This is a genomic window from Aminobacter aminovorans, assembly GCF_900445235.1.
GTDB lineage: Bacteria > Pseudomonadota > Alphaproteobacteria > Rhizobiales > Rhizobiaceae > Aminobacter > Aminobacter aminovorans.
Genome location: NZ_UFSM01000001.1, coordinates 2,908,482 through 2,921,584, shown reverse-complemented (window position 1 = coordinate 2,921,584; position 13,103 = coordinate 2,908,482). Strand labels below are relative to the sequence as shown.

The 13,103-nt window shown below is 60.9% G+C and carries 12 protein-coding genes, 1 tRNA gene and 1 pseudogene; 9 read left to right on the top strand and 5 right to left on the bottom strand.

The features are described from left to right. The first annotated feature begins 81 nt into the window (after nt 1-81). From DY201_RS14405 to DY201_RS14395, 3 genes are all read left to right on the top strand, one after another. Nucleotides 82-765, top strand: coding sequence for a phosphoglycolate phosphatase (locus tag DY201_RS14405; RefSeq protein ID WP_115731786.1), 684 nt, complete (start codon nt 82-84; stop codon nt 763-765). A gap of 67 nt (nt 766-832) precedes the next feature. Beyond that, a tRNA-Val gene (locus DY201_RS14400) sits at nt 833-907 on the top strand. A gap of 115 nt (nt 908-1,022) precedes the next feature. Then, nucleotides 1,023-1,397 carry a thermonuclease family protein gene (locus DY201_RS14395; protein WP_115731785.1) on the top strand — a complete coding sequence of 125 codons (375 nt, stop codon included), beginning with the start codon at nt 1,023-1,025 and terminating at the stop codon, nt 1,395-1,397. Between the two features lie 96 nt (nt 1,398-1,493). Here DY201_RS14395 and DY201_RS14390 read toward each other — a convergent pair whose 3' ends face one another. From DY201_RS14390 to DY201_RS29495, 3 genes and pseudogenes are all read right to left on the bottom strand, one after another. Beyond that, nucleotides 1,494-2,144: a BA14K family protein gene (locus DY201_RS14390; RefSeq protein WP_165915873.1), complete on the bottom strand. Its 651-nt coding sequence runs from the start codon at nt 2,142-2,144 to the stop codon at nt 1,494-1,496. A 256-nt stretch (nt 2,145-2,400) separates the two neighbouring features. Then, nucleotides 2,401-2,634 carry a hypothetical protein gene (locus DY201_RS14385; protein WP_115731783.1) on the bottom strand — a complete coding sequence of 78 codons (234 nt, stop codon included), beginning with the start codon at nt 2,632-2,634 and terminating at the stop codon, nt 2,401-2,403. A 398-nt stretch (nt 2,635-3,032) separates the two neighbouring features. Then, nucleotides 3,033-3,677, bottom strand: a pseudogene (locus DY201_RS29495) (phosphatase PAP2 family protein). A gap of 1,316 nt (nt 3,678-4,993) precedes the next feature. Here DY201_RS29495 and DY201_RS14365 point away from each other — a divergent pair. The 3 genes from DY201_RS14365 to DY201_RS14355 are packed head-to-tail and all read left to right on the top strand — an operon-like array spanning nt 4,994 to nt 7,712. After that, nucleotides 4,994-6,889, top strand: a complete 1,896-nt coding sequence (locus tag DY201_RS14365) for an LTA synthase family protein (RefSeq protein WP_115731780.1) — start codon at nt 4,994-4,996, stop codon at nt 6,887-6,889. Nucleotides 6,890-6,935: 46 nt separating this feature from the next. Beyond that, nucleotides 6,936-7,352, top strand: coding sequence for a glycosyltransferase family 25 protein (locus DY201_RS14360; protein WP_115731779.1), 417 nt, complete (start codon nt 6,936-6,938; stop codon nt 7,350-7,352). Nucleotides 7,353-7,409: 57 nt separating this feature from the next. Continuing rightward, nucleotides 7,410-7,712, top strand: coding sequence for a hypothetical protein (locus DY201_RS14355; protein ID WP_131922292.1), 303 nt, complete (start codon nt 7,410-7,412; stop codon nt 7,710-7,712). Between the two features lie 79 nt (nt 7,713-7,791). On the opposite strand, the gene DY201_RS14350 is transcribed toward DY201_RS14355, so the two are convergent. Continuing rightward, on the bottom strand, nt 7,792-9,657 hold the full coding sequence (locus DY201_RS14350; protein WP_115733796.1) for a L,D-transpeptidase family protein: 1,866 nt from the start codon (nt 9,655-9,657) through the stop codon (nt 7,792-7,794). Between the two features lie 276 nt (nt 9,658-9,933). Between DY201_RS14350 and DY201_RS14345 the strand changes: the two genes are divergently transcribed. The 3 genes from DY201_RS14345 to DY201_RS14335 all read left to right on the top strand — a co-directional run bounded on the left by DY201_RS14345 (nt 9,934) and on the right by DY201_RS14335 (nt 12,148). Next, nucleotides 9,934-10,329, top strand: a complete 396-nt coding sequence (locus tag DY201_RS14345; RefSeq protein ID WP_115731777.1) for a rhodanese-like domain-containing protein — start codon at nt 9,934-9,936, stop codon at nt 10,327-10,329. Between the two features lie 71 nt (nt 10,330-10,400). Then, the gene (locus DY201_RS14340; RefSeq protein ID WP_115731776.1) at nt 10,401-11,204 is read left to right on the top strand and encodes a MerR family transcriptional regulator; all 804 of its coding nucleotides are present in this window, start codon (nt 10,401-10,403) and stop codon (nt 11,202-11,204) included. Nucleotides 11,205-11,218: 14 nt separating this feature from the next. Next, entirely contained in the window at nt 11,219-12,148 is a 930-nt protein-coding gene (locus DY201_RS14335) for a hypothetical protein (protein WP_115731775.1), read from the top strand. Between the two features lie 24 nt (nt 12,149-12,172). Here DY201_RS14335 and DY201_RS14330 read toward each other — a convergent pair whose 3' ends face one another. Further along, the gene (locus DY201_RS14330; RefSeq protein WP_115731774.1) at nt 12,173-13,078 is read right to left on the bottom strand and encodes an alpha/beta hydrolase; all 906 of its coding nucleotides are present in this window, start codon (nt 13,076-13,078) and stop codon (nt 12,173-12,175) included. Nucleotides 13,079-13,103 lie beyond the last annotated feature (25 nt).

Sequence of the window (13,103 nt, the reverse complement as noted above, 5' to 3'; positions counted from 1 at the left end):
AGGCTTTATGGCTCGGGCTTGCTTCGTGCCGGGTCCGGGGCTATCGGCTCTGGCAACGCACAACTCCACAAAGGCGGAGCCATGTCCAAGCCGATCATCGTTTTCGACCTCGACGGGACGCTCGTCGACACCGCCCCCGACCTGTTGGACAGTCTCAATCACACGCTGGTCGCCGGCGGCCTTGCCGAAGTCGACGACAGGGCATTCCGTCGCTTCGTCGGCCAGGGCGGCCGCATCATGATCGAGCGCGCCTACACCGCCCAGCAAAAGCAGCTGGCCGCTGTCGAGCATGACCGCCTGCACGACATTTTCCTCGATCACTACACGGTCAACATTCCGGGCCGCTCGCTGCCCTATCCCGGCGTGGTCGCCGCGATGGACCGTTTCACTGATGCCGGCTATCTGCTCGCCGTCTGTACCAACAAGTACGAAAACCTCGCCAAGGGCCTGATCCAGGCGCTCGGCCTCTCCGATCGCTTCGCAGCCATCACCGGCCCGGAGACCTTCGGCATGCGCAAGCCCGATCCGCGCCACCTCACCGAAACCATCGCCAAGGCCGGCGGCGACACGTCCCGCGCCGTCATGGTCGGCGATTCGGTCACCGACATCGACACGGCAAAGGCCGCCGGCATTCCGGTGGTTGCCGTCGACTTCGGCTATACCGACCGGCACGTCAGCGAATACGAGCCTTCGGTGGTGATCTCGCACTATGACGAACTGACGCTTGGCATGGCCCAGAAGCTGATAGACGCGGCAAGTCGCTAAAGCCGCCTTGACACCACTCCCGCCCCTCCCCTATATCGCCGTCACGTTCGGCCCTCGGGCCTCGGACGGGCGATTAGCTCAGCGGGAGAGCACACCCTTCACACGGGTGGGGTCATAGGTTCAATCCCTATATCGCCCACCATTTCTTTTCAAAGACTTAGCTGATTTTCGTTGCGACACCGTAATGGTTCACTTGAACCACTTGGCCGAGCAATTCGCGCTTTGTTCTTGTCCCGTTCTCGCGATACCGTCGCCCCATGATTTCCCTGCTAGCCGCCACCATCCTCTCCTGTTCCACCCTGTCCGCAGTTGATATCCGCTGCAACGGCCAGAACATGCGCCTGATCGGCGACGGCGTTCCGTTCAAGACAGGGATCGACACGCCCGAGATCGGCCGCGCCAAGTGCGAGCGTGAGCGGATGTTCGGAAGAGAGGCGAAGAAGCGCCTGGCCGAGCTTATCCAAGACCCCGGCTTGCGGATCGAGGACACCGGGCAGCGGGACAGTACCTCAGACCGCCGGCAGCTGGTGCGCATCAGGCTATCGGATGGACGGCTGGCCGAGAACGTGTTGCTGGCCGAGGGCTTTGCGATCATCTGGCGGCCAAAGGTCAAGCGGCCCTGGTGTGGATGATCAGCGGTGCGCATCTTTGGGCATCACGCACACACGAACCCCTTCGGGTCTACATCGTGGAACTGGTTGGTGATCCGGCGGGACAGGTTGGCTTTGTCACCGGCATTGCCTGCGAGCACCACCGTCGTATGGCTGGTAGGTGTTGTCCTCTGGTCGATATGAGCGATATCTGCTGAAGCAGTATTCCATGTGATCCGTGCTGACGTAATTCTGGTCGTCTGCATAGACCACCTCTACTCGTCCCTCAGACGGTCGATAGGTGGCTTGGTCGTGATCGTACCTATCCACGACATCGCTCGTACCGGAATATGGCGAGACGCAGTTGCGTCGACCACCGCCATAGGGCGTGTAGCTGTCATCATCGGCACGATAAGAACGGTAACGGTCCGAACACCACGCGATATGAGCGGCAATCGTTTCGGGCAGCATGACTGGTTGGCTGTCGGGCTCGGCGCTGACAACGGGTTTTTCCAAGGCGGCAACGGCAGGTTTACGTCCTGGGTCTACGGTTTGCGCAGCAGTTTGCGTGACAGATTGCGCTGGTACTGGACGCGCAGCCAGACGATCGAACGATTGGGCTGACGTGTCCACCTTGACAGGATGGTCGGTCCAGACATCGGTTTCAGTGGCCAAAGTGAGCTGCCGTTTCGGCTCCGCCTTGAAGAAGGCAGTAGCTGCAACCAGACCACTTAAGAACATGACCAGTGCAAAGCCAAGGCCACTCATGGCAATCAGCAGAGATCTCATATCGCGCTCCATCGGCGGCTGTCTTAAGGCACAAATGCACGACGTCGAACGTGGTTCCGCCGGAAAAAGGCGCGGGTTCCGATGTGGCGCTGGTGCTGCAGGGACAGTCCCGCAGAAAAGAGAGTTGCCTTGTCTTGCCACCCTTACCTCGGAGTCTCACTCACGAGGTGAGTTCGGGCAGGCCGTAGCAGTGGCGTAACTGGCTCCATGCTCTAGACATCAGGCTGGTTACAAGTCCGCTCAAGCGGATGGGAGGCTAGCTGTCGATCAAACCAGCACCGTTCATGTAGGCCCCTTCAGAGGTGCTGTGCTGCCGCTCAAACACCAGCGGCTCTCCGGTGCACTGCGCGACATCGAGGACGTAACTCAAGATATCTTCGAAGGCCACATTCTCCTGCGGGTTCTCGCTCTGAACGGTCTGCGCGATCTCAACCACGTTGATTGGGCTCGAGGATCTGGCGGCTGCGACGGCCGCCGATATGCTGTTCATCAAATCTCGGGGATCGAAGTGAATGCCTTCGAACTCGGTTGCAACGCATGGCCGAAGCCAACGCCGCCGCAAAGGCATTCTAAGCCGCGGCAAAGGAAGCCGGTTCTGCGGCAACACTACCCTTCAGATCCACCCTCACCTCAATACGCTTTGGGCACGCCCCCGAGGATCTGGCCATGGGCGACAGTCAATACCTCAATCACAAGCTGGAATGTCCCTTTTGCGGGGACCATTCGCCTGCGTATTCCTGATGACGTATAGGCGGATACTCCGATCTCTTGTGAGAATTGCGGCCGACATCTTGGCTTTGGGACGAGTTTCAATCCGACTTCGAACGGCAAGGTGCAACAACAGGTGTATTCCGCATCGACAAGGGCCGGATCGAGCGCCTAGCGTAGCTAGTTGAGGCCTGTTGGGCGCTCCGTCAAAGAAGCAGCGCGCTTCACGGGCTCCAGATAGTCAAAAATTGCCAACGCAACACACCAGGCCGCGAGCGTGATGACCACGCCAGCAATCATGTCGACAAGATTGTGGCCACCGTGGATCAAGATTGCAGGTGCCAGGAACACGTTCAGGACAAGCACGAAATAGCGCACAATGCGGTAGGGCCAGACCACGATCAGGGCCATCAGCCCCAACACCGTGTGAAACGATGGGAACCCGATCAAGCCTGTCACCTGAAGCGAATTGACCTCAAGCACGCCCTCCGCGTAGAGGCGCTAAAGCATGGCGCCATATTCCGATCCTACGACCGGTCCAACGATGCGGTCTATCTCAGGATCGAGCAGCCAGTAGGCCGACGCTCCGGCCGAAGGGAACATCGCCCAGGTGCAAACGACGACAATCGCCGCCATCGACATCGCCAAGGCGGCACCGTGTAGCCGCCTGCGGTCGAGAACCATCGCCAGGAACATCAAGGCGAAGTAGAGTTTTGCCAATGTCACGAGGTAGATCGCGCGCAAGATCGCGTTGAGGGTCGGATAGTTGGCAACCCAACTGGTCAACTCCGGCCAGGAATAGCCCAACCAGGCATCGGCCTCCACCAGCAGGGCGTCGATCGGAGTCGTTGAGCGCGGCAGCAACAACACATTGAACAACGCACAAAAGGTGGAAAACAGGACGACAAGCGCGATTGCATGCAGGACCAGTGCAAGGCGCTCGCTGTCACGCCAGCGACGATAAAACTGACCAAGTGCAACAAACAAGATTGCCAGAATTCCTGGCGCATAGAAGAATTCCGCCTGGACGATAATATTTATACTTTATATACTTGATGCTTAAATCACAGATTATTAAGCTGAAGTGACGCGCGGCTCCGTCGCTGCTGCTCGCAAAAGAGACGGACGCAACATTGCGCTAAGTCGACCGGCCAATCCCGGCGACACCTTGCGTGCAGCGTGACGAGCTCTGGAAAGCGTTGGATCTCCTGCACGCGGATAAATCTGCAACGCCGAGAGGCGCTGACAGCAAGGCTGCGGTGCGGCGCATAGAAAGCATTGCTCCCCGACAAATCGACATGCTGATCAGGGCAGCTTGAAGCCGCCGCCCATCATGAAGCCACGATGCACGAGATGATGCCGTCGATGATCAGGCGGACGGATCCAGTTGAGCGTTCCGTCGAGCCTGGCCGCCGCCGCGCCTGGCGGACTGGGAGCCTGAACCAAGGTGGCGCTACGGAAAAACCGCCCCCTCTGGTTCGGGCTCAGTCGGCGTCACAGGCTTTTCCCTGACCTGCCTCTCCGGCCGATCGCTGCCTTCTGCTGGCTTTGCCGCACGCCCGCAGTTATCGCTCTTTCGATAGGTGGCAGCGCCGCCCGTTTCGGTTTCGCACCGCCGCCTATCGGCCTGGCAGGCCGTCAACAGCATAAGTGACGAAAGGACGAGATTAATCTTCAGTACAGAAGGCATGCACTCCTCCAGACACACAGCGAACTCTCGCCGGCACCTTAGGCACAACACATTCCCACAAGATTACATTTTCAAATAATGTTCAAATAACATTTCGTAATACGCATAACAATATTTATCATTACATATTTACTCTCAACCATAACGCCGATCATATTTGTTATCCGAATACACAATTGAACAGCGGCAATGCCGCTCTCCCTTACACGTCCCGGATCACTGGCGACGAACACTACGCTAACTGCCCCGATCGGGAGACAAACGCAGCCTGCGGCAAGATGGGACCAGAATTCGTCGTTTCGCCGTTACGATATCCGTGTCATTTGCCGTGCGACGGCAACGAGTTCAACTTTCTGGACTAAACATCGAGCCCGGCCAATACATTGCCACGCTTGATTCGACTGACCTGAGAGATTCTGTTTTTTGATGCGATTTTCCAGACGACCTGCAGATGAAACTTACCGATAGTCTTTTGAAGCGAAGCTACGCGCTCTATTTCGTGGCTATCTACGTTTTATATCTCGCCCTCCTGCTGATTGCCCTGCGAGAGCGGAATCCGGCATTCGCCGTCGACGTCACCACAATCTTGCTGCCGGCGATCGAGCTCGCGTTCTTTTGCATGCTGGGACTTGTTGCCTGGCATGCCCAGCGCAGTGGCTGGGTGGCCTTGCCGGCATTGTTCGTCTCTCTCGCCGTGCCCCTGCTGGTGATGCTGATCTATCTGGTGCAGGGATTTTCCGCCTATCTGTCGGGGCACTACATCTCCGTTCTGGCGTTGGAAAACTACACCGACGGCAGCCAGTATGCGGCAAAGCCCCTGTTCTTCGTCATCGCAGTCCTTGGCTTCGGAAGCTGGATCTGCCTTTCGCTGTTCGCCCTCCAGGCGCGCAAGCAAGCGGCGCTCCACCGGCCCGGAAAGGGCTTCGTTTTCGCCGCGACACTTGCCTGCCTGCTCTTTGCCGGCATGTTCGACAGCTCTTCCTTCACCGAAAGAACCCTCGATCTCCGTCCGGATATGGCTCCGGCCACATCTCTTGCCCGCAAATTTCGCGAGCTGCGCAAGGCCCGCAACAACCTCTCTGACATGGCCGACACGCTGGATCGGCAAGGCATCAGCCTGCCGATCAACGAGCACTACCCTCTGTTGCGGGATCAGGCCTATTCCAGCCCTTTGTCGTTTGGCACAGCACAATCGGCGGCAGATAGCCCGAACGTCATCGTGATCTTTGCCGAAGGGCTGTCTGCCCGCTTTCTGGGAACCTATGGCGGCAAGCATCAGGGATTGATGCCGAACATCGACCGCTTTGCCGCGCATTCAATGCCTGTCTACAACTACTTCAGCCACACAGCGGCAACCTATCGAGGGATTCAGGGGCAGCTGGTTTCCGGATACCCCAGAAACGGTGGCGCTGAAAGCGGCGGCTGGGAGGCCGAAGGTGAGAACAACACCGCGCTGCTCACCAGCATCAACTACCGGACGATACCTGATATCCTGCAGGACCGCGGATACAAGACGGCGTTTCTGTCCTCGAGCTCTGAGGGCGCCAGTTTCAACGTCATGTTGAAGTCGCTTGGGTTTGAAACGGTCTACGCTGTCGAGACGCTGCCTGAATTGTTGGGTGGCAGACCCGCAGCACTCAGTGCCGGCACGTCTGACGCAGCCGACGCGGAGATATTTTCCGGCCTGAAAGGCTTCCTGGAGAAGCAGACCTCAAGCGGCGACAAGCAACCGTTCTTCGTCGCGACATACAATATCGGCACCCACGCGTTCCTGGATTCTGACAGCGCCGGCACGACCTACGGCAGCGGTGATAACCCCGTTCTGAGCAGGATGCACAATTTCGATGCGCAGCTGGGAAAATTCCTGGACTATTTTCAGAACTCGAGTTTCGCCGGCAACACGATCCTGATCATCACGGCCGATCACGCGACCTATCCTGAACCCGCCGTGGTCAAGGCCTTGCAAGGGGACGACTACCAAGCCTATTTCGTCGACCGGATCCCGTTGATCATTCATCACAAGGGAATGGCGCTACCGACGACCTTCGACGCTGACTATCGTACATCGGTCGATTTCGCCCCCACGCTGCTGCATTTGCTATCAGTTCAGAAAGTTAAAAACGCCTTCATCGGATTTTCGATTTTTGAGCAGGCACCCGCGCACCATATGCCGTTGGCCGCGATGGGAGACGAGTTCTATTACATCAGCCCGAAAGAGATTTCCAAGGCGCCAGCGGCAGGAGATGTGAGCGGGAAACACCTTGCCTATCAAAACTACGTAAGGATGTACTACTGGCTCGAAAGCCAAAATCGGGTGTTCCCGCCTGGAGAGACAGCATCGAATTGACCGACACCAACCGTTCTGCGATCAGCAGGCGAGCGGGGAAGATCCAATGCGGTGCTTCGTCATCAACCTTGATCGGGAGACTGGACGGCTGGCCTGGATGACCATGGCCTTCCGCCGGATGGGCTTGGCCTTCGAGCGCTTAAGCGCCATCGACAAGACCGCGCTTGATGACGACATCATCAACCGGCTTGTCCTAGGCGATCACCACAATTGGTCACCGGGCGAAATTGCCTGTTTCATAAGCCATATCGCCGTCTGGCGACGGATTGCCGAAGGCAGCGACGCGCATGCGGTCGTGCTCGAAGACGATGTCTATTTCAGCCGGGATGCCCCCGTTTTTCTGAGCGACGACGCGTGGATTCCTGCTGGTGTCGAGCTGATCAAGCTCGAAACGACGCTGAATCCCGTGTTGGTCGGGCGTCGCGGCCGCAAGATCAGGGCACACCGCCTGCTGCCGCTGTAGAGCTTCCACAATGGCGCGGCTGCCTATGTCATCTCCAGGCGTTTGGCCGCGCGATTGGTGACGCTGGCCAGCAAGATCGAGCGTCCGGTGGACGATTTTCTCTTCGACATGACCAGGCACGAGACGCCCTGCTGGCAACTGTCGCCCGCCATCGGCATCCAGGAAATGTTCCTGCCCGACCAGGAGATCACGCTGCCGAGCGATCTCGAGCCGGAACGACTGGCGACACCGCGCCTGCCGCGGCCGAAAGTGCGCCTGCCGGGATCCCAAAAGGCAATCCGCGAAATTCGGCGGCTGTTGTGGAGGATCCAGCACCTGCCCAGGCGCGTCACCATTCCGATGGGCGCGCAGGACAGGTAATCTGGTCAGGGCACGCGGATGCTCGGCTGAGCAGATGTTCGCTGACCCGGCCCCCGACCCTGTGCCTGCATGCAGCCGATCAGATGCTGGGTGCCCTCGCCGCATCGGTACGAGCCATGGCGTCCTTGAGCTTGGCGTCGCGATCATAGACGTCGCCGAAATACTCGACCTTGCCGTCGAGATCAGGCCAGGCGGTGAAATAGGCGACGTAGACCGGGATCTTGCGCGTCACCTTCTCGAAGGAATGGCCCTGCTTCAGCTTGGCCGCGATGTGATCGACGTCGGTGCCAAGCACGGCGGCCGCCATGCCGCGCGGGTCGGCCAGGCGGATGCAGCCATGGCTGAAGGCGCGGTTGTCGCGGTCGAACAGCGCCTTTTGCGGCGTGTCGTGCATGTAGATGGCGTGCTTGTTGGGGAACAGGATCTTGAGCTCGCCCAGCGCATTGGCCTCGCTCGGCGCCTGGCGCACGCTGTAGGGCACCTTCGAGCCGTACTGGCCCCAATTGATCGCCGACGACGGAATGCGCTGGCCGCGCGAATCGGTGACTTCATAGCCGGCGCGGTCGAGATAGCTGGGATCGTTGCGCAGGCGCGGCAACATCTCGTTGACGATGATCGACTGCGGCACGCCCCAGTACGGGTTGTAGTCGACCTGCTCGATCTCGTCCTGGAAGAAGCTGGTCTGGTTGGTGGTCTTTCCGATCACCGTCCGCATCTTGAGCTTTTCCATGCCGCCGTCGATGTAGCTTGCGGTATAGGCCGGCTGGTTGATGAAGACGCGCGGACTGCCGAGGTCGGATGGCAGCCAGCGCAGCTGTTCGAGCGCGACGACGACTTTGTCGAGGCGATCGGCCTTCGACGTGCCGGCAAGGGTTGCCACCGTGCGCGGGCCGACGACGCCGTCGGCCTTGAGCCCGGCACGCTTCTGCACCGCCTCAATGACCGGCACCAGTTCGGGCGTATAGGTTTCGCTGTTGCCGAGCCTGGCCAGCGTTTCGCCGAATTCGCCGCCCATCTCGTCGTCGAGATCGCGGGCGATGAGATGCAGCAGCTTGGGCAGCTCCGGGCTGGTCTCGCCGGGCTTCAGCAACAGCTTGGCGTCAACGACGATGTCGTTTTCCTCGCTCGCCTTGAGCGCCTCGAGTTCGACGCGCAACGCCTTGTATTCGGGATTCTGCGGATGGAATGCCTCAAGCAAGGCCCGCACCTCATCCGACTGGCTGAGGCTCTTCAGCATGCCGGCCATGTCGAGCGGCTTGGCGGCGAAATCATAGTAGCCGGAGATGCGGTTCGGATCGATCCGGCCGCCTTGCGCATCATGCACGTAGCGCAACACGCGTGCCGACATCGCCATCTCGAAACGGATGAGTGTCTTCATCCGGCCGACGGTGTCGTCAAGCGCATAGGCTGCCGGCGGCACGGAGACCGCATAGTCGGCCGGCATCAGCCCGTGGCTGGCGGCATCGCTCAACGTCCTGATCGCCTCTTCGGCGCGGCTGTTGGCGGTCTGGCCGGTGACCCAGATGAAATCGGGATTGGCCACATAGTAGTCGAGCAGCCCCTTGGCGATGTCCTTTTCGGCAACCAGGTCGAAGGCATCGAGCCCGGCAAGCGCTTCGCGGAACGCCGTACCGGCAAGCGACGGCTCCAGCGACACCGACTGCGTGCCGGCGATCAGCTTGGCAAAGTCGACGGTCACCATCGAGTCGGTCTTGTAGGTGTAATAGGACGGCGCGCTGATCTTGGCCGCCGCCACCGGCGCCCGCTTCTTCTGCACCGGAGCCGGCGGAAATTCGCCCTGCTGCTGGCGCGGGGCGCGGTTGCCGCCACCGAACAGGATGTCGAAGAAGTTCTGCGCACCCGCCTGCGGCGCGCCAAGCGCCACTGTTGCAGCAAGCACAGCCAGCGGAAGCGAGATCGGCCTGCTCAGGAGAGAAAATTTCATAAAGACACCATCCCTGCCCGGAAACTGCTCTGGAATCGCCATGCGCCGGTGGAAGAATTCCTGTCCACAAATGGCTGATGTAAGGCGCTGCTCTCTCGATTCATACCGATAACGTTAAGCTTTCATAAATTTCCCGGCAGCTGTTGCCGAACAGTTTCACATCATCGTGAGACAAGCCGGCAGGTGGCACAATTCATCGGCGATGACAGCCTCGCCGCTTCATGCGATCACTTGGCCTTGCAAGCTGAATTTGGGCCGAATTGACGCGAGGGCAAGGTGAAGAAGGGTTACAGGGAACTGCTCGACGAGGCCAATGCAGTGGTCGAGGTGGTGTCGCCCGAGGAAGCGGCAACCCTGCTCGACGACACCGATACCATCTTCGTCGACCTGCGCGATCCGCGCGAGGTCGAGCGCGAAGGCAGGATTTCGGGCGCCCAGCATTGCCCGCGCGGCATGCTCGAATTCTGGATCGACCCCGACAGCCCTTATCACAAGCCGTTCTTTTCCAGCGGCAAGAACTTCGTCTTCTTCTGCGCCGGCGGCTGGCGCTCGGCGCTCGCTGCCAAGACCGCGCAGGAGATGGGGCTGGAGCCGGTCCGGCACATCCTTGGCGGGTTCACTGCGTGGCGCGCGGCGGGCCTGCCTGTAGAGCCAGGCAACAGGAAAGGCTGATCAGCCGGGCAGAGACGACAGCAAATCGCGCGCTTGACCTCGCCCCTGGGGCCAGCCCTAGACACGGCGTCATGATCGATTCCTATCTCCTCGCCGGCCGTTTCGGGGCCGCCACGCGACTGTCGCCAAAGGCATTGCGGCTCTATGCCGAGCAAGGCCTGCTGGCGCCGGTCCACGTAGATCCACAGACCGGCTATCGCTACTATGCCTCTTCGCAGGCGCCAAGGGCGCGTCTGATCTCGCGGCTGCGCCGGCTGGGGCTGCCGATTACCCGCGTCACACAGCTGCTGGAGCTCACGCCGGAAGCACGCGTCGTCGAACTGCAAAGCTGGCTGAGCGCGCAGAACGACAGGCTTGCCGACCAGACCGAACTCGTGCGCGCGCTTTCCCGGCAAGCCGAAGGCGGCGAACCGGCATTGACGGCGACGATCGGCCTGCGTGAGGTACCGGCTGCAAAAGTCGTGTCGCGACAACGCCAGATCGGTGTGGAAGGGCTGGACGATTTCATCGCCGGGGCCGAAGCCGACATCCGGACGCACTTGCGCGCCTCGGGATCGGCTTGCGACGGATTGATGAGCGTGCATTTTCACGACCTTGTCAGCCGCGACAGCGAAGGTCTCGTCGAGGTCGCCATCGCCTGCGCGGGAAGGCTCGAGCCGGCAGGCGACCTGCTCATCAGACTGCAGCCGGCGCGGCGCGAGGTCTATCTGCCGGTGCCCATGGCCTATGAGAATTTTCCCCGCGTCATGCACGTCTACGACGCCCTTGAAGCGTGGCTCGACGCGCGGAGCGAGCTGAGCTGCGCCGGCAGCCCCTGCGAAACCCATCCCGGAACCCAAGGCGCCCGTTTCGACGTCGCCTATCCCCTCATCTGACAAGAGATCCAGACATGAAGCACTTTGCCTACACGGGCTCGGGCCCGTATTGCTATGCCAATTCCTTCGCCATGATGTTCTGCGCCGATGGACCGTCGACCGCCGTCATCGAGGTGGCCATTGGCGGCCCGTTCGGCATGCAGCTGATCGGCGGCACGTTGCCTTTCTTCGACCCCTATGGCTGGGACCCGGAGAAAGGTTTCGAAAACGCGCTTTCAACGCTTGGCTGGACATCTGATGTCACGCAAGGGGGCGAAGCCGAAGAGGCCCTGGCGCGCCTCAAGGCGGCATTGGCCGCCGGCCCGGTCTGGATCGGCCCAGTCGAGATGGGGCATCTCAGGCATCAGCCACGCATGCGCGGTCCGATCGAGGCCGATCATTACGTCGTGGCGCTCGAAGTCGACGACGAGAGCATCCTGATGCACGATCCACAGGGCTATCCCTATGCCCGCCTGCCCCTCGCCGACTTCATGGCCGCCTGGAGCGCAAGAACGCTGATCTACGGCACGCCCTATACGATGCGCACCGCCTTCAGGCGGATCGCCGACGTCGCCGAAGTGGACATGATCAGGGCGTCGATCCCTTCGGCGATACGCTGGCTGTCGATGGCGGGTGAGCACGACATGCCTAGGGGAAGCTCGGGCAACGCCACCGCCGCCGAAGCGCTGGCGCGGCTGATCGAGCGCGGTTGCGGCGACGATCTTCGTGGCCACATGATCCATTTCGCCGTCCGGGCAGGCGCTCGCCGCGCGACAGACGCCGCGACCTGCCTGGAACGCGCGGGATACGCCGAGGCGGCTCGGATTGCGGGACGGCAGGCCCGGCTCATCGGCGCGCTGCAATACCACCTTGTTGCGGGCAAGGATGGCGAGGCGGCGGCCTCGCTTCGCGAACTGGCGCCGACCTACGACATGCTGAGGGCCGCGCTGGAGGGCCAGGGCTGAGCCCTGGCGATCGGCGTGGCGCGCTTAGTGGACCGTGTCGAGTTCGCGCGCGGCCTGGAGAAAGCCAACTGCCTCGCCCACGACCTTGGCGCTCGATAGAATGCGCCGGTGACCGAGGCCGTCGGCCCAGAACAGCCTGACATGGCCGCCGGCGCCGGCCATGGCGCGCGCTTCGTTGGCCGACACTTCCCTGTCGTCGGGAGCGTGGATCACAAGCGTCGGAGTGGCCAGGCGCATCAGCAGCCTGGAACCGACGAACTGGCCGATCGGCGTGCCGGTCACACGCTGCACCTGCCCCGAGATCGAGCGCTGCGTCCTGGGGCCGAGGTTCAGATAGCGACCGAAATCGTCGAACAGCTTGGGCATCGAATCGGGCGCGGCCACCAGCACCAGCCGCTTGGCGGAAAGCGGCTCGAACCCCTTGACGGTTCCGGCTGCAGCGTTGACGGCAACCGCGCCGCCGAAGGAATGGCCGACGATCGCCTCGAACGGCCCGAACCACTGGCCGGCAAGGGTTGCCGCTTCGACGGCCTTTGCCATGTCGAGCGCGCGGCCGAGCGAGCCACCATGGCCCGGCAGGTCGAGCGAGATCACGCGCATGCCGGCATCCCTGTAGCCTTCGATCAGCGCCTGCATGTATTCGGTGCGCGAGCGCCAGCCATGGATGACGAGCACTGTTCCCCTGCTTGCGCCCTCAGGGCGAAACTCGTGCATCGCCACGCAGCTCTTTTGCGTCTTAATTCGATGATGGCGCGCCTCGGCCATGAAGCTCGACGCATTGCCGATGGCGCGCTTCTCACCTGATGTCAGGGAGCGTTGGCTCGGCGTTCGCCGGAAAAGCTCGAATGCCGCGCGACCGGCGAGACGGGGCGAAACCAGTTCGGCCGCACCGAACAGCCGCCGGATGACCTTGAGCCCGATTGATGCCATAGTGATTGTCCATCCATAAGTTCAA